The 15,305-nt window shown below is 67.2% G+C and carries 15 protein-coding genes and 1 pseudogene; 12 read left to right on the plus strand and 4 right to left on the minus strand.

Annotated elements, in window-relative coordinates:
* Position 1 precedes the first annotated feature (1 nt).
* The 6 genes from MF407_RS06655 (at position 2) to MF407_RS06680 (ending at position 4,156) form a co-directional block, all read left to right on the plus strand.
* The gene (locus MF407_RS06655; protein ID WP_239701815.1) at positions 2-1,312 is read left to right on the plus strand and encodes a cysteine desulfurase; all 1,311 of its coding nucleotides are present in this window, start codon (positions 2-4) and stop codon (positions 1,310-1,312) included.
* Positions 1,312-1,797 carry a Fe-S cluster assembly sulfur transfer protein SufU gene (sufU, locus tag MF407_RS06660; RefSeq protein ID WP_239701816.1) on the plus strand — a complete coding sequence of 162 codons (486 nt, stop codon included), beginning with the start codon at positions 1,312-1,314 and terminating at the stop codon, positions 1,795-1,797. The genes MF407_RS06655 and sufU overlap by 1 nt, the downstream gene beginning before the upstream one ends.
* Entirely contained in the window at positions 1,794-2,120 is a 327-nt protein-coding gene (locus MF407_RS06665; protein WP_129625126.1) for a metal-sulfur cluster assembly factor, read from the plus strand. Before sufU ends, MF407_RS06665 begins: the two co-directional genes overlap by 4 nt.
* Positions 2,121-2,130: 10 nt before the next feature.
* The gene (locus MF407_RS06670; RefSeq protein WP_239701817.1) at positions 2,131-2,418 is read left to right on the plus strand and encodes a hypothetical protein; all 288 of its coding nucleotides are present in this window, start codon (positions 2,131-2,133) and stop codon (positions 2,416-2,418) included.
* Positions 2,419-2,480: 62 nt separating this feature from the next.
* On the plus strand, positions 2,481-3,236 hold the full coding sequence (yidC, locus tag MF407_RS06675; RefSeq protein WP_239701818.1) for a membrane protein insertase YidC: 756 nt from the start codon (positions 2,481-2,483) through the stop codon (positions 3,234-3,236).
* A gap of 26 nt (positions 3,237-3,262) precedes the next feature.
* Positions 3,263-4,156: an intradiol ring-cleavage dioxygenase gene (locus MF407_RS06680; RefSeq protein ID WP_239701819.1), complete on the plus strand. Its 894-nt coding sequence runs from the start codon at positions 3,263-3,265 to the stop codon at positions 4,154-4,156.
* Between the two features lie 142 nt (positions 4,157-4,298).
* Here the strand turns inward: MF407_RS06680 and MF407_RS06685 are convergent, their stop codons facing one another.
* Entirely contained in the window at positions 4,299-5,222 is a 924-nt protein-coding gene (locus MF407_RS06685) for a neutral zinc metallopeptidase (RefSeq protein WP_239701820.1), read from the minus strand.
* Positions 5,223-5,377: 155 nt separating this feature from the next.
* Between MF407_RS06685 and abc-f the strand changes: the two genes are divergently transcribed.
* Entirely contained in the window at positions 5,378-6,976 is a 1,599-nt protein-coding gene (abc-f, locus tag MF407_RS06690; protein WP_239701821.1) for a ribosomal protection-like ABC-F family protein, read from the plus strand.
* Positions 6,977-7,058: 82 nt separating this feature from the next.
* Complete coding sequence (locus MF407_RS06695; protein WP_129625129.1) at positions 7,059-8,912, plus strand: ABC transporter ATP-binding protein; 1,854 nt, start codon at positions 7,059-7,061, stop codon at positions 8,910-8,912.
* 29 nt (positions 8,913-8,941) lie between these two features.
* On the opposite strand, the gene MF407_RS06700 is transcribed toward MF407_RS06695, so the two are convergent.
* Positions 8,942-9,739, minus strand: a complete 798-nt coding sequence (locus MF407_RS06700; protein WP_239701822.1) for an SURF1 family protein — start codon at positions 9,737-9,739, stop codon at positions 8,942-8,944.
* Between the two features lie 110 nt (positions 9,740-9,849).
* Here MF407_RS06700 and moaA point away from each other — a divergent pair, with 110 nt between their 5' ends.
* Positions 9,850-10,851, plus strand: coding sequence for a GTP 3',8-cyclase MoaA (moaA, locus tag MF407_RS06705; RefSeq protein WP_239701823.1), 1,002 nt, complete (start codon positions 9,850-9,852; stop codon positions 10,849-10,851).
* 13 nt (positions 10,852-10,864) lie between these two features.
* Here moaA and MF407_RS06710 read toward each other — a convergent pair whose 3' ends face one another.
* Both MF407_RS06710 and MF407_RS06715 read right to left on the minus strand, forming a co-directional pair.
* Complete coding sequence (locus MF407_RS06710; protein WP_239701824.1) at positions 10,865-11,068, minus strand: hypothetical protein; 204 nt, start codon at positions 11,066-11,068, stop codon at positions 10,865-10,867.
* The gene (locus tag MF407_RS06715) at positions 11,065-11,373 is read right to left on the minus strand and encodes a DUF3099 domain-containing protein (RefSeq protein WP_129625133.1); all 309 of its coding nucleotides are present in this window, start codon (positions 11,371-11,373) and stop codon (positions 11,065-11,067) included. The genes MF407_RS06710 and MF407_RS06715 overlap by 4 nt, the downstream gene beginning before the upstream one ends.
* A gap of 114 nt (positions 11,374-11,487) precedes the next feature.
* Between MF407_RS06715 and fabG the strand changes: the two genes are divergently transcribed.
* The 3 genes and pseudogenes from fabG (at position 11,488) to MF407_RS06730 (ending at position 15,241) form a co-directional block, all read left to right on the plus strand.
* Positions 11,488-12,213 (plus strand): 3-oxoacyl-ACP reductase FabG, encoded by a 726-nt coding sequence (gene fabG, locus MF407_RS06720; RefSeq protein ID WP_239701825.1) that lies wholly within the window; start codon positions 11,488-11,490, stop codon positions 12,211-12,213.
* Between the two features lie 44 nt (positions 12,214-12,257).
* A pseudogene (gene fabI / locus MF407_RS06725) lies at positions 12,258-13,018 on the plus strand (enoyl-ACP reductase FabI).
* Positions 13,019-13,066: 48 nt separating this feature from the next.
* Positions 13,067-15,241, plus strand: coding sequence for a tetratricopeptide repeat protein (locus MF407_RS06730; protein WP_239701826.1), 2,175 nt, complete (start codon positions 13,067-13,069; stop codon positions 15,239-15,241).
* The last annotated feature ends 64 nt before the right edge of the window (positions 15,242-15,305 follow it).

Below are 15,305 nucleotides of genomic sequence, written 5' to 3' on the forward strand. Positions count from 1 at the left end.
GATGACTTCTTTCGACGTGCAGCGGCTGCGGGAGGACTTCCCGCTGCTGCGCCGTACCGTGCGAGGTGACCAGTCACTGGTCTACCTCGACTCCGGTGCGACGTCGCAGAAGCCGCTCACCGTGCTGGACGCGGAGCGCAGCTACTACGAGCAGCAGAACTCCGCCGTCCACCGCGGTGCACATCAGCTGGCCGAAGAGGCCACGGACGCCTACGAGCAGGCGCGGGCCAAGATCGCCGCGTTCATCGGTAGTTCGGTCGACGAGATCGTGTTCACCAAGAACGCGACCGAGTCGATCAACCTGGTGACCAACGCGTTCGCCACCTCGCCGCATCCGCGGATCGAGGGCAGTGAACGCTTCGAGATCGGTCCGGGTGACGAGGTGCTCGTCACCGAGATGGAGCACCACGCCAACCTCGTCCCCTGGCAGGAGCTGTGCCGTCGTACCGGCGCGACCCTGCGCTGGATCGGGATGACGCCGGGCGGCCTTCTCGACCTGTCGAATCTGGACGAGTTGCTCACCGAACGCACCAAGGTCGTCGCCTTCACGCACGTGTCCAACGTGCTGGGCACGATCAATCCGGTGCGCGAGATCGCTGACCGGGCACACGCCGTCGGCGCCCTGGTCGTGCTGGACGCGTGCCAGTCGGTGCCGCACATCCCGGTCAACGTGACCGCTCTCGGTGTCGACTTTCTGGCGTTCAGCGGCCACAAGATGCTCGGTCCGATGGGCATCGGTGTGTTATGGGGACGGGCAGAACTGCTCGAAGCCATGCCGCCGTTCATCACCGGTGGCTCGATGATCGAGACCGTCTACATGGACCACTCGACCTACGCGGCCCCGCCGCAGCGGTTCGAGGCCGGTGTCCCGATGGCCGCTCAGGCCGTCGGTCTCGGCGTCGCCTGCGACTACCTGTGCGACATCGGCATGGACGTCGCCGCCGCCCACGACCGTGAACTCGTCCAGGCCACGCTCGACGGTCTGGCGAAGCGTCCGTGGGTCCGGGTGCTGGGTCCGCTCGACGCCGCCTCGCGAGCCGGTGCGGTCGCGTTCGTCGTCGAGGGCGTGCACCCGCACGACGTCGGCCAGATCCTGGACGACTCCGGGGTCGCCGTCCGTACCGGTCACCACTGCGCGTGGCCGTTGCACCGGGCGTTCAAGGTGCCGGCCTCGACGCGCGTCAGCTTCGGGGTGTACAACACGCTGGACGAGGTGGACGCGTTCCTGAACGCTCTCGATCGCGTGCCGGCAGTGTTCGGTCTCGATGCCGAGATCGCACAGGCGCCCGATGCGAAGGCGGAGGCCTCCTGATGGACCTGTACCAGCAGTTGATCCTCGACCACTCCAAGCACCCGCAGCACGCGGGCCTGCGCGAGCCGTTCGACGCCGAGACACACCACGTCAATACCTCGTGCGGCGACGAGGTAACCCTTCGAGTTCACCTCGAGGGTGAGGGTTCGGACGCCAACGTCGCCGATGTTTCCTACGACTCTATCGGTTGCTCGATCTCTGTCGCCTCGACCTCGATCCTGGCCGAGGAGGTGATCGGCCACAGTGTGACCGAGAGCCTGGAAACCTTCGAGGCGATGCGTTCCATGCTCACCAGCCGTGGCCAGGACCCGGGAGACGAGGAGATGATCGGTGACGGCGTCGCCCTTGCCGGTGTCTCCAAGTACCCGGCCCGGGTGAAGTGTGCGCTGCTGGGCTGGACCGCCTACACCGACGCGCTGGCACGAGCCGGCGCCGACATCTCAAGTACTTCTTCGCAGGCCCGATCTCAGGGAGGCAACTCATGACCGACGTACAGACCCCGCCCAACGTGGCGGACGTGGAAGAGGCGATGCGCGACGTCGTCGACCCCGAGCTCGGCATCAATGTCGTCGACCTCGGCCTCGTCTACGGCATCACCGTCGACGGCGACAACAACACCGTCATTGACATGACGTTGACCTCGGCGGCCTGCCCGCTGACCGACGTCATCGAGGACCAGACCCACCAGGCGCTTGAGGGGCTCGTCTCCTCGGCCCGGATCAACTGGGTCTGGATGCCGCCGTGGGGCCCGGACAAGATCACCGACGACGGGCGCGAGCAGCTTCGCGCCCTCGGCTTCAACGTCTAGCCTGGACCGCATGAGTGACGACCGGCGAGCTGGCGCCCTGTGGGTGGTCGGCTGGCCGGTCGTTGTCGTTGTCGCGGTGGTCTGTCTGGCCGGGCTACCCGACGGTGGCGTGCTGCCTGCCGTGCTGGCGGTGCTCGTCGGCGTCGTCGCGGTCGCTGCTGGTCAACGCTCGTACGGCCCGCGCGCGACCGCAGGTCTGCACGCTCCGGCGTCCGTGCTCACCGCCCCGACACGATGCTCGGTGGCACAGATCGTGCTGCGGCACCCGATCCAGCCACGCGCTCCCGGGCTGGTCTGAGCCCGCACAACTCAGACTCGACCCGAACGAATCCCCTGTGTAGGGAAACGGAGCACCTTGCCATGCCTGACTTCTTCTCACCCCTGACCGCCCTGCTGGGCACACTCCTGGCCGGCGCCCACGCGTTGGCCACCACCATCGGTCTGTCCGGCGCTGCCGACTGGGTGGTGGCGATCGCGCTGCTCACCTGTGCAGTCCGTCTGGTCCTGCTCCCGCTGGCCATCTCCGGGGCCAAACACGCCCGGGCCGCGGCGAAGGCCGCACCCGCCATGCGCGAGTTGCAGGCGAAGTACGCCGGCAAGCGGGACCAGGAGAGCATCAAGGCGATGATGCAGGAGCGCAAGGCCATCCAGGCCGAGCACGGCATGTCGGCCGCAGGCTGCCTGCCGGTGCTGCTGCAGATGCCGGTCTTCCTCTCCCTGTACCACCTGATCATGAAGGTGACCGACGGCAAGCGGGTCGGCGCCTTGAGCAACCAGGCGGTCGGATCAGCGAGCCTTCTTCGTTCCGGCGGGCCTGGTCCTGTACTGGATGTTCTCCAATCTGTGGACGCTCGGCCAGCAGGCCGTCCTGGTGCGCAAGTACGGCCAGGACGCGCCGCTGGCGTCACCGATGATTCCCGACAACGCGTAAAGCACTCGTGGGGCGGACCGGAGCCGGTCCGGACGGAGCACGAGCCGGTCAGTCCGAAGATGACCCGTCGGTGCCCTTTCGGCAGACCTCTCAGGCCCGGTGATAAGCGGCACGTGACCGACCGGCGCTCACAGACAGTGCACAGTGACCCGACAGGACGACGCTGGCAAGCAAGTGTCGACTGACGGTCATGTCAACGAGGGAGAAGACCATGACCGACCGACTGCGCACCTACGAGGGCCGCGTGCTGCCGAAGCAGGACGAGGAGGTCGTGGATCAGGGGTTGCAGTTCGACTTGACCACGCTCAGCCGCCGTCGCGCGCTCAAGGTGTTCGGCTTCGGTGCAGGCACTGCGGTACTGGCAGCCTGCGGTTCGGGCGGTGACTCAACCGGTGCGTCGACGAGCAGTGCAACCGACTCCTCGGGCAGCGCCGCCACGTCGTCCGCGAGTCTGTCCGAGATCCCGGACGAGACCGCCGGGCCGTACCCCGGTGACGGCTCCAACGGACCGGACATCCTGCAGGAGTCCGGCGTCGTGCGCCGTGACATCCGCAGCAGCATCGGTTCGGCCAGTGGCACCGCGCAGGGCGTGCCGATGACTCTGGAGCTCACCGTGCTCGACATGGCCGACTCCGGCGCCGCGTTCAAGAACGCCGCCGTCTACGCCTGGCACTGCGACCGAGACGGCAACAGCTCCGGGGTCGAGAACGAGAACTACCTGCGCGGCGTGCAGATCGCCGACGCCGACGGCAAGGTCACCTTCACCTCGATCTTTCCCGCCTGCTACTCGGGGCGCTGGCCGCACATCCACTTCGAGGTGTACCCAGACCAGGACGCCATCACCGACTCGTCGAAGGTCATCGCCACCTCCCAGGTCGCGTTGCCGAAGAACGTCTGCGATGCGGTGTACGCCACCTCGGGGTACGAGCGGTCGGTCACCAACCTTGCCCAGCTGAGCCTGGACAGCGACAACGTGTTCGGGGACGACGGCGGCAAGTCACAGATCGCCACGACCACAGGCAGTCCGAGTGTCGGCTACCAGGTCGCACTGACCGTTCCGGTCGACACGCGCACCGCCCCTTCCGGTGGCGCTACGGGTCGGTGATCCAGGTCTGCAACGCCGGATCCTCGGTGGTCTGAGGACGCGATGGTGGCTGGACCCACCCGTAGCTTCGGGGATGCCACCCAACAACGAGTGGGGTCCGACCGATCGGCCGGACCCCACTCGTTGTTAGGTGGTGCTAGGACTACTCCACAGTGGCCGGCGCGAAAGTGTCGCACTGGCGGATGTCTCCGCTTTCGTACCCGACCATGAACCACTTCTGGCGAGCGGCTGCGGAGCCGTGGGTCCAGTTCTCCGGGGTCACACGCCCCTGGGACTTCTCCTGGATCCGGTCGTCACCGACAGCTGCGGCAGCTGACAGCGCGGACTTGATGTCCTGCTCGGTCGGCTTCTGCAGGAGCGTGTTGCCGTTCGCGTCCTTGGTGTTGGCCGCGTGGTGCACCCACAGCCCGCCGTAGCAGTCGGCCTGCAGTTCGGTGCGAACCGCGGCGGAGTTCGGACCCTTCGGGTCCTGCTGCGAGCGGCCGAGGATGCCGAGCAGGTTCTGCACGTGGTGGCCGTACTCGTGCGCGACGACGTACATCTGCGCGAGGTTGCCGCCGTCGGCGCCGTACTTGCTCGACAGCTCCTGGAAGAAGGAGACGTCGATGTAGACCTTCTGGTCCAGCGGGCAGTAGAACGGGCCCATCGCCGAGCTACCGGTACCGCACGCGGTCTGGGTGGAGCCGCTGTACAGGACGGTCTTCGCGGGCTCGTACTGCTTGCCGTACTGGGGCAGGTAGTTGGTCCAGAAGTCCTGGGCACTGTTGACCGTGCCGATCACGCGGCAGGTGTCGTCGCGGTTGGCGTCTGCGCCGGTCTTGCACTGGGAGATCGACTGGTCGACCGAGCTGTTGCTGCCGGCGACGTTCTGGGTGCCCATGTCCCACGGGTTGGCACCTCCACCACCGGTCCCGCCACCGCCGCCTCCACCGAGGCCGTTCAGCAGGACCATGATGACCATCAGGATGAGACCGCCGACACCGCCGACGGCGATGCCACCGGGCGCCATACCGCCGCCACCCTCCACCTGTGAGGTGTCGAGCTGGGCATTGTCGTTGAACGTCACTTGGGACCTCCGTGTCCGTCGGCGCCCTGGTCAGGTCGCCGCTCTACTGCCTGCGTAGACTATCCAGTCGCGCGCGCCACTCGTCGCATGCGCGCCATCCAGTTGCCGCGGTCGATCCGCAGTGCACCCGCGATCTGTCCGAAGGACTTCTGAAGATGATCACCGCTCAAGGCATCGAGCTGCGCGCCGGCTCCCGCCTCCTGGTGGAGAATGCCACCTTCCGCGTCGCTCCCGGAGACCGGGTGGGCCTGGTCGGACGCAACGGTGCCGGCAAGACGACGCTCACCAAAGTCCTTGCCGGACAAGGCATTCCGGCCGCCGGCACGGTCACGAGTTCCGGCGAGGTGGGCTACCTGCCGCAGGACCCGCGCACCGGCGACCTGGAGATCCTGGCCCGGGACCGCATCCTTTCGGCGCGTGGCCTCGATTCGATCATCCGCGACCTGCGCAAGGCCGAGGCAGGTATGGCGGACGAGGACGAGGAGTTGCGCGAGAAGGCGATGCGTCGTTACTCCCGGCTGGACGCCGAGTTCACCGCGCAGGGCGGGTACGCCGCCGAGTCCGAAGCGGCGTCCATCGCCTCCAGCCTCAGCCTGCCGGAGCGGGTACTGGACCAGCCGTTGAAGACGCTCTCGGGAGGTCAGCGTCGCCGCGTGGAACTCTCCCGCATCCTGTTCAGCGGTGCGCAGACCCTGCTGCTCGACGAGCCGACCAACCACTTGGACGCCGACTCGATCATCTGGCTGCGCGACTACCTGAAGGCGTACCGGGGCGGCCTGATCATCATCAGCCACGACGTGGAGATGCTCGACACCGTCGTCACCCGCGTCTTCCATCTGGACGCCAACCGGGCCGAGCTCGACATCTACAACGTCGGCTGGAAGCCCTATCTGCAGCAGCGCGAGACCGACGAGAAGCGCCGCAAGCGCGAGCTGCAGAACGCGCAGAAGAAGGCGGCTGCGTTGCTGACCCAGGCCGACAAGATGCGCGCAAAGGCCACGAAGGCGACCGCTGCGCAGAACATGGCGCGACGCGCCGAACGGCTGTTGGCCAGTGTCGAGGGCGAGCGTCAGCACGACAAGGTCGCCAAGCTGCGCTTCCCGACCCCGGCCGCCTGTGGCAGGACGCCGCTGCGGGCCGAAGGACTGTCGAGGTCGTACGGATCCCTGGAGATCTTCACCGATGTCGACCTGGCGATCGACCGGGGGAGCAAGGTCGTCGTCCTCGGTCTGAACGGTGCCGGCAAGACGACCTTGCTGCGTCTGCTGGCCGGTGTGGACACGCCCGACACCGGTGAGGTGCAGCCGGGCCACGGACTCAAGCTCGGTTACTACGCGCAGGAGCACGAGAACCTCGACGTCGAGCGCAGTGTGCTGGCCAACATGAAGTCGGCAGCGCCGGACCTCGGCGAGACCGAGGTGCGCAAGGTGTTGGGTTCGTTCCTGTTCAGCGGCGACGACGTCGACAAACCGGCCGGAGTGCTGTCCGGCGGGGAGAAGACGCGTCTGTCGCTGGCGATGCTGGTCGTCTCCGCGGCGAACGTGCTGCTGCTCGACGAACCGACCAACAACCTCGATCCGGCATCCCGAGCGGAGATCCTCGGTGCGCTGAACGGCTACGAGGGCGCCGTCGTCCTGGTGACGCACGACGAGGGAGCCGTGGACGCGCTGCAACCCGAGCGGGTCCTGCTGTTGCCGGACGGGGTGGAGGACCACTGGGGTCCGGACTACCTCGACCTGGTCACTCTCGCCTGACCCCGGGCATAGAACGCCGACCGATCGGGTTGGCGCAAGTGGCGATCGAGAGAGGCTCACGGTGACCGGAAACTGGCAGGTCATGCAGTCGCTGACGAAGGACTCGTCGGTGAAGGGCAACAAGCTCAAGAAGGGCACCACGCAGCGGGTGCTGTCGTACGCGACTCCGTACAAGCGACGGATCGCGGTGTTCCTCGTCCTTGTGGTGCTCGACGCCTTGCTGGTGATCGCAACGCCGTTGATCCTCAAGGAGATCATCGACAAGGGCGTGGTGCCGCAGGACAAGGAGCTGATCGTTTGGCTGGCGGTCGCGGCCGCCGTGGTGGCGGTCCTGGACGCCGCGCTCGGGATCGTCCAACGCTGGTTGTCGGCCGGGCTCGGCGAGGGACTGATCTACGACCTGCGCCGTGAGGTGTTCGGGCACGTGCTGCGTCAGCCGATCGCGTTCTTCACCCGCGCCCAGACCGGTGCGCTGGTCACCCGACTGAACTCCGACGTCATCGGCGCCCAGCAGGCGTTCACGTCCGTGATGTCGAATGTGGTCTCGAACGCCGTCAGTCTCGTCGTCATCATCATCGCGATGGCGCTGCTGTCCTGGCAGCTCACGCTCGGTGCCCTTGTGCTCGTGCCCTTCTTCCTCATCCCGACCCGCATCATGGGTCGCCGGTTGGCGGGACTCACCCGCTCGCAGATGGCCGAGAACGCCGATCTCGGTGCTCGGATGACCGAGCGCTTCAACGTCGCCGGCGCATTGCTGGTCAAGCTGTTCGGCCGCCCGGCCACGGAGGACGAGGAGTACGCGGAACGCGCGGCGAAGGTGCGCGACATCGGCGTGAGCATCGCCGTCCAGCGCGCCATCCTGCTCATCGGCCTCACCTTGCTGGCGTCGTTGGCCACCGCGATGGTTTACGGCATCGGTGGTGTCATGGCCGTCGAGGGTGCCCTCACGATCGGCACCTTGCTCGCTCTGGCCGCGCTGCTCGGACGCCTGTATACACCGCTCACCGCATTGTCGAACGTCCGCGTCGACGTGATGACGGCGCTGGTCTCCTTCGAGCGGGTCTTCGAGATCCTCGATTTGAAGCCCCTGGTCGAAGAAGCCGAGAACCCCCGAGAACTGCCGTCCGGCGCGCTCGACGTCGAACTGCAGGACGTGACCTTCGCCTACCCGACGTCCGACAAGGTGTCGCTGGAGTCGCTGGAGATGCAAAGTGCCGACAAGGGCGGCGGTTCGGCTGTGCTGCAAGACATTTCACTGTACGCCAAGGCCGGAGAAGTCGTCGCGCTCGTCGGTCCTTCCGGCGCCGGCAAGACGACGATCACCGGCATGGTCGCTCGCCTGTACGACCCGACCAGCGGCACCGTCCGCGTCGGCGGCGAGGACCTGCGCGATGTCAGCTTCGAGTCGCTGCGCGACCGCGTAGGTGTGGTCACCCAGGAAGCGCACATGTTCCACGACTCGATCCGCGGCAACCTGCTGTACGCCAAGCCCGACGCGACCGACGCACAACTCCAGGACGCCCTGCGCGCCGCGAACGTGTGGGGGCTGATCGAGCGGTTGCCGCACGGTCTGGAGACGGTGGTCGGTGACCGCGGCCACCGGTTGTCAGGTGGGGAGAAGCAACGCCTGGCGATCGCCCGGCTGCTGCTCAAGGCGCCGTCCGTCGTGATCCTGGACGAGGCGACCGCGCACCTCGACAGCGAGAGCGAGGTGCTCGTGCAGCGAGCCCTCGACAACGCCCTCGCCGGACGCACCGCGGTCGTCATCGCCCACCGCCTGTCGACGGTGCGCAATGCCGACCAGATCCTGGTGATCGACAGCGGTCGAGTCGTGCAGCGCGGCAAGCACCAGGAACTGCTCGCCGCCGGTGGCCTGTACGCCGACCTGTATCGCACGCAGTTCTCCGACGACACCGCTCAGGTCGATCAGGCCTGAGCGCAGACGGCCGAAACCAGGTTGGTGGATCAGTCGTCTTCCTCGTCCCAGATCCGCTGCTTGGTCGGTTTCGGAGGTTCAGCCCGTCCGGTTGCGTCGAGATGCTCCCGGCGGGCGCGCAGCAGCACGAAGGCGATGACACCGGCGGCCGCCAGCCACCACTGGAAGGCGTAGGAGAAATTGATCCACGCCGAGCCGCCCGGATCAGGCTTGGGCAGCGCTTGCGGGCGAGCCTGGGGGACCCCGGGGCCGGATTCGGAACGCATCAGGACGTAGCCGTCGGCGGCGCCGGCCTGACCGGTCAACTGACGCAACTGCGCGATGTTGATGGACGCGGCCTGACCCTGAACGCCGGCACGCTCGAGATTCGGCTCGCCGGATCGCAACCACCCGATCACCTCGACCCGCCCCGTCGGCGTCGCCGGAACGGAGTCGGGGCCCGCTGCGGTACGACCGTTGGGTATCCAGCCGCGGTCGACGAAAACGACCTCACCGCGCGTCGTGCGGAACGGCACCAGTACCTCGAACCCATAGTTCTTGTTCAGCGGACGGTTGCGCACCAGCACGCGATCCGGGTCGAGGTAGTCGCCGGTCATCCGCACCTGACGCCATTGCTGATCGGCCGTCGGGGCGACCGCAGGATCGGGGTGGGCCTGCCGGATGTCGGCCGGTTCGCCGTTGTAGTTGGCCTCGAGGTGTCGCTCGGTGGCGATCCGATCCTCGTACCGGCCGAACTGCCAGCGCCCGAGCAGAGTGCAGGCAAGGGCGACGACGAGTGCCGCAGCCAACCAACCCAGCCAGCGGCGGGTCATCAACTGGCGAAGCACCCCGTCACCGTACTCGCCCCCTGACCGGCGCTGATTTTCGCCCGTGGTTCAGGCGGGGCGACCTTCTACGGGACGAACGTCCCATGACGCCTACCGCTCGGCGGCTTAGCATGGAGAGCATGTCTGTTCCCACCGCCGGCCCGCTCGTCGACACGTTCGGTCGTGTCGCCTCGGATCTGCGGGTCTCGGTGACCGATCGGTGCAATCTTCGATGCACCTATTGCATGCCGGCCGAGGGACTGCCGTGGATGGCGAAACCGGAGATGCTGGACGACGACGAGATGGTCCGGTTGATCCGATTGTTCGTGGCCCTCGGCATCGACCAGGTGCGGTTCACCGGCGGCGAACCGCTGCTGCGCCGTTCGCTGATCGATGTTGTGCGACGAGTGTGCGAATTGCCCAACCGTCCGCGAATGGCGTTGACCACCAACGGGATCGGTCTCGATCGCTTGGCGCAACCCCTGGCCGACGCCGGCCTGGACCGGATCAACGTGTCGCTGGACACCGTCTCCTCGCAGCGGTTCATCGAGCTCACCCGGCGTGACCGCTTCGCCGACGTCGAGCGGGGTCTGAAGGCTGCCGCCGATGCCGGACTGACACCGGTCAAGGTGAACGCCGTCGCGATGCCGGGCGAGGACCCGTCCGATCTGCTCGCCTGGTGCCTCGACCGCGGGTATGAGTTGCGGTTCATCGAGCAGATGCCGCTGGATGCACAGCACTCCTGGGATCGCTCCACGATGATGAGCCGCCAGGACCTGCTGGACGCCCTCGGCGCGCGATTCCGGCTGAGCCCGGTGGAGCAGCGCGGATCTGCTCCCGCCGAGCGCTTCTACGTCAACGGCGGACCCGCCACCGTCGGTGTCATCGCCAGTGTGACCGCGCCGTTCTGCGGCGCGTGTGACCGCGTCCGGCTCACCGCCGACGGACAAGTGCGCAACTGTTTGTTCGCCCGTGATGAGAACGACCTTCGCGGTCCGATGCGTGCGGGCGCCTCGGACGAGGAGTTGACCGACCTGATCCGGTTGAACATGTGGGGCAAGGCCCCCGGCCACGGCATCGGCACGCGGAACTTCCAGCAACCGGATCGCCCGATGTCCGCCATCGGCGGCTGAGAACGGCTGCTGCTCAGTCGAGGTCGGCCACCGGGACGACGTCCATCGGGAACGTACGTAGGGCGAGGAACTCGGTCAGCGTCACTCGATGCTCGTCGCAGGCGAGCCAGGTCTTGCGTCGCGACTCGTCGTGGATCTTGGGGTTGCGCCACCGGATGCCCCACACCGCGTCCGCCGGACAGCCCTTCGCGCTGCAGCGCAGGGGCTGCCCGCTCACTTGGGTTTGTCCAGGTGCGAGATCGGGTCGGACGGACGCACCGAACCCAGCACGTCGATGCGTCGCTTGTTCGTCGCGTTGGCCAGCACGACCGCGAAGTAGGGGAGCAGCACCGCGCCCACCATGCAGATCACGGACGCCCACCGCAACGGGCCCCACAGCACGACCGCGAGCACGAAGCAGACCGTGCGCAGGCTCATCGAGATCAGGTAATTGCGGATACGGGTGTCGCGGTCGTCCTTGACGGGCTTGGGCAGATTGGTTGCCGAGGGGACCTCGTCGTGGGGAAGCGTGCGCCGAGCCATGAACTCCACCGTACGCCTGTGCCGGCCCGGTGCTCGCGGCCGCTGTGGACGGTTCGTTTCGGGCTTACCGAAAAGTAGTGGATACGGTCGATCCACCCTATGCAAGGAGAGTCAATGACTGAGCCCACCACCAGCCCGCGCAATGTCCTGGTGACCGGTGGAAACCGCGGTATCGGCGCGGCCATCGCGCAGGCCTTCCTCGATGCCGGAGACAACGTCGCGATCACCTCGCGGGACGGTTCCGGGCCCGAGGGCGCGATTGCGATCGCGGCCGATGTCACCGACAGTGCAAGCGTCGACGCCGCGTTCGGCGAGGCCGAGGAGAAGCTCGGTGGTCCGGTCGAGATCGTGGTCGCCAACGCCGGCATCACCAAGGACACCTTGCTGATGCGGATGACCGACGAGGAGTTCGACCAGGTGCTCGACACGAACCTCGCCGGCGCCTTCCGATGCGCACGGCGCGCGAGCAAGGGGATGCTCAAGCTCAAGCGCGGCCGGTTGATCTTCATCTCCAGCGTGGTCGGCCTGTACGGAGCGCCGGGCCAGGCGAACTACGCGTCCAGCAAGGCCGGTCTCGTCGGACTGGCCCGATCGATCACCCGCGAACTCGGCAAGCGCAACATCACCGCCAATGTCGTCGCTCCTGGGTTCATCGACACCGACATGACCCGGTCCCTGCCCGAGGCGCAGCAGCAGCAGTACCTCGCCGCGATCCCCGCCGGTCGCTTCGCCCAGCCGGACGAGGTCGCCGAGGTCGTGCGATTCATCGCTTCACCCGAAGCCGGTTACATCAGCGGTGCGGTCATCCCGGTCGACGGTGGCCTTGGCATGGGTCACTGACCCCAGCCGTCACCACACACGAATCACCAACAGAGAGAACGAGAATGGGCATCCTCGAAGGTAAGAAGCTGCTGATCACCGGTGTCCTGATGGACTCTTCGATCGCATTCCATGTCGCCAAGCTGGCGCAGCAGGAGGGCGCGACGGTGGTACTCACCAGCTTCGGGCGCATGATGAAGATCACTCAGACGATCGCGAAGCGCCTGCCCACCACGCCCCAGGTGATCGAACTCGACGTGACCGACAAGGAGCATCTCGACTCGCTCACCGAGCGTCTCGGCGAACACCTCGACGGGCTGGACGCGGTCCTGCACTCGATCGGTTTCGCACCCCCGGCGCCTTCAACTTCATGGAGGGGGAATGGGACGACGTCGCCACAGCCGTCCACGTGTCGGCGTACTCGCTGAAGGCTCTGGCCGCTGCGACCGCGCCGATGATGACCGACGGCGGCTCGGTGGTCGGATTGACCTTCGACGCCAAGTTCGCCTGGCCGGTGTACGACTGGATGGGCGTGGCGAAGGCTGCGTTCGAGTCGACCAACCGGTACCTGGCTCGCGACCTCGGCCCGAAGAACATCCGCTGCAACCTGGTGTCGGCGGGTCCGATTCGCACCACCGCGGCCAAGTCGATCCCGGGGTTCGAGACCTTCGAGAACACCTGGAACGAGCGAGCACCGCTCGGCTGGGACGTCCGCGACCCCGAGCCGGCCGCGAAGGCCTGCGTCGCGCTGATGTCGGACTGGTTCCCAGCGACCACGGGTGAGATCGTCCACGTCGACGGCGGCGTGCACGCGATGGGACAGTGAGCCCCCGCGACGACAACGATCGACGGTCGGAGCCCTAGGCTGGTCGGCATGAATTCACCGGTCGAGATCACCGAGGTGCGGGTCCTGGAAGGGCCGAATCTGTACTTCCCCCGCCCGGCAGGAAAGATCTCGATCGAACTGCCCGGCTATCACCTTGCCGAGCGGGAATCGTTGCAGCAGTTGGGTGCTGCGCTGTCGATCCGCCGCCGGTCGGCGGGCGAACCTGGCAGTGTCGAACGACGCCAGTACGTCGCGTCCCTGGTGGAGCGCATCGTCCGGTCGATAGCCCGCGAAGCGGGTATCGCACGCCTCGGTCTGAGAGTGCGCCAGACGGGGGACGACTGCCTGGTCGTCGCGTTCGCCTTGCGCCACCGTGGACGGGCTCAACTGTTGGCCGACGCCCTCGGCGGGGCATTGCCCGATCTGCTCGACGGCGCTGACGTCACCACGACGCTGTCGCAGGCGGCAGCACTTGTCCGGGGTGGCGACCAGGGCGCCCGGCTCAAGCCGCTGCGTCCGAAAGTGCCGATCGTCGCGATCACCGGCACCAACGGAAAGACCACGACAACCCGTCTCATCGCGCACCTGGCGATGGCCGCCGGCCGCACGACCGGATGGAGTTCCACCGACGGGGTCCTGGTGCAGGGCGAGCAGATCGAACACGGCGACTACTCCGGGCCAGCCGGCGCCAGGGCTGCCCTGCGCGACGACGTCGACTTCGCAGTCCTCGAGACCGCGCGCGGCGGGATGCTGTTGAAGGGCCTCGGCACCGCATACAACGACGTCAGCGTCGTTACGAACGTCAGCGCAGATCACCTGGGGCAGAACGGTATCGACACCGTCGACCAGCTCGCCGAGGTGAAGGCGATCATCACCCGCGTCACCAAGCCGTCCGGTTGGGTGGTGCTCAATGGCGACGATCCGCGCGTGTGGGCGATGCGCAACCGGGCGAGCGCACCGGTGTGGTGCTTCTCCCTCGACCCCGAATCGCCGTCGCTGCGGGAGTCGCGCGACAGCGACGGACGAGGAATCACCGTCGACGACGGACACATCGTCGTCCTCGAACCGGGGCACGGCCCGGAGCCCTTGATCGATGTGCTCGACGTGCCGATGACCTTGTGCGGGCTGTCCGAGCACAACCTCGCGAACGCTCTCGCCGGGGCAGCCGCGGGGCTGGCGGCGGGACTCCCCAGGGAATCAGTTGTCGAGGGGCTGCGCACCTTCGTGCCGGACGCCGCTCACAACGCCGGCCGGATGAACATCTACTCGTTGCCGACCGACGACGGCGACGTCACGGTCATCCTCGACATGGCGCACAACGAAGGCGGCCTCGAGGCGCTGCTGCGCGTCGGCCGCGGTCTGTGCGAGTCGGGTTCGTCGTTGCTGCTGGGCCTCGGCACGGGCGGCGACCGCACCGACGAGATCCTGCGCAACCTGGGCGAGATGGCGGGCCTGGAAGCAGACCGCGTCCACATCGCGCACAAGGAGAAGTACCTGCGCGAGCGTTCGATGGACGACCTCGAGGCGAAGCTCATCGAAGGGCTCAACCGCGTCGGGGTCACGCCGATCTCGAGCTCACCGACCGAGATGGACGGCCTGCAGGCGCTGTTGGACGACGCGCACGGCGGTGATGTGTTGGCGCTGATGACGCACGCCGACCGGGCGGAGTTGCACGACTGGCTGCTGCAGCAGGGGGCCACCGAAGACACGCCAGAAGCTGTACGACACAAGGTGATTCGGGCGCGCGGTGAGCACGAGGCGGAGGCGCGCATCACTGCGCTGTGGGAGATCGAGGACCCGCAGGAGCGGATAGTCGTCGGCACCCGGCTGCGGGACGACTACCCGGGCGACGCGCGGGTGCTTTACGAGTACGCCGGCACGTTCGACAGCGCCGGCGAGGAGGAGCCCGCGCTCGAGGCCTACGACCGCGCCCTGGACGCGGGCCTTCGCGAGCCCTTCCGCCGGCGGGCACTGATCCAGAAGGCGTCCACGCTGCGTCACCTGCGCAGGCTGGAGGAGTCCCAGGAGATCCTCGACGAGCTCGCCGCGGCATGGCCGGACAACGAGGCGATCGCCGCGTTCCGTGCGATGACCATGCACGACCGCGGTCTGGACGCGGCAGCACTGCACGATGTGCTGCTGATGCTGCTGCAGCACTCCACCGACGTGGACGTGGACCGCTACCGGCGTTCGCTGACCCGCTTCACTGGCGACATCTCCTGACCCCCGGGTCTCCGCGAACCTACTGATCGCGTGCGAACCCACCAGTACACCTAGTGGGTTCGCA

Source organism: Yimella sp. NH-Cas1, assembly GCF_022359705.1.
GTDB lineage: Bacteria > Actinomycetota > Actinomycetes > Actinomycetales > Dermatophilaceae > Yimella > Yimella lutea.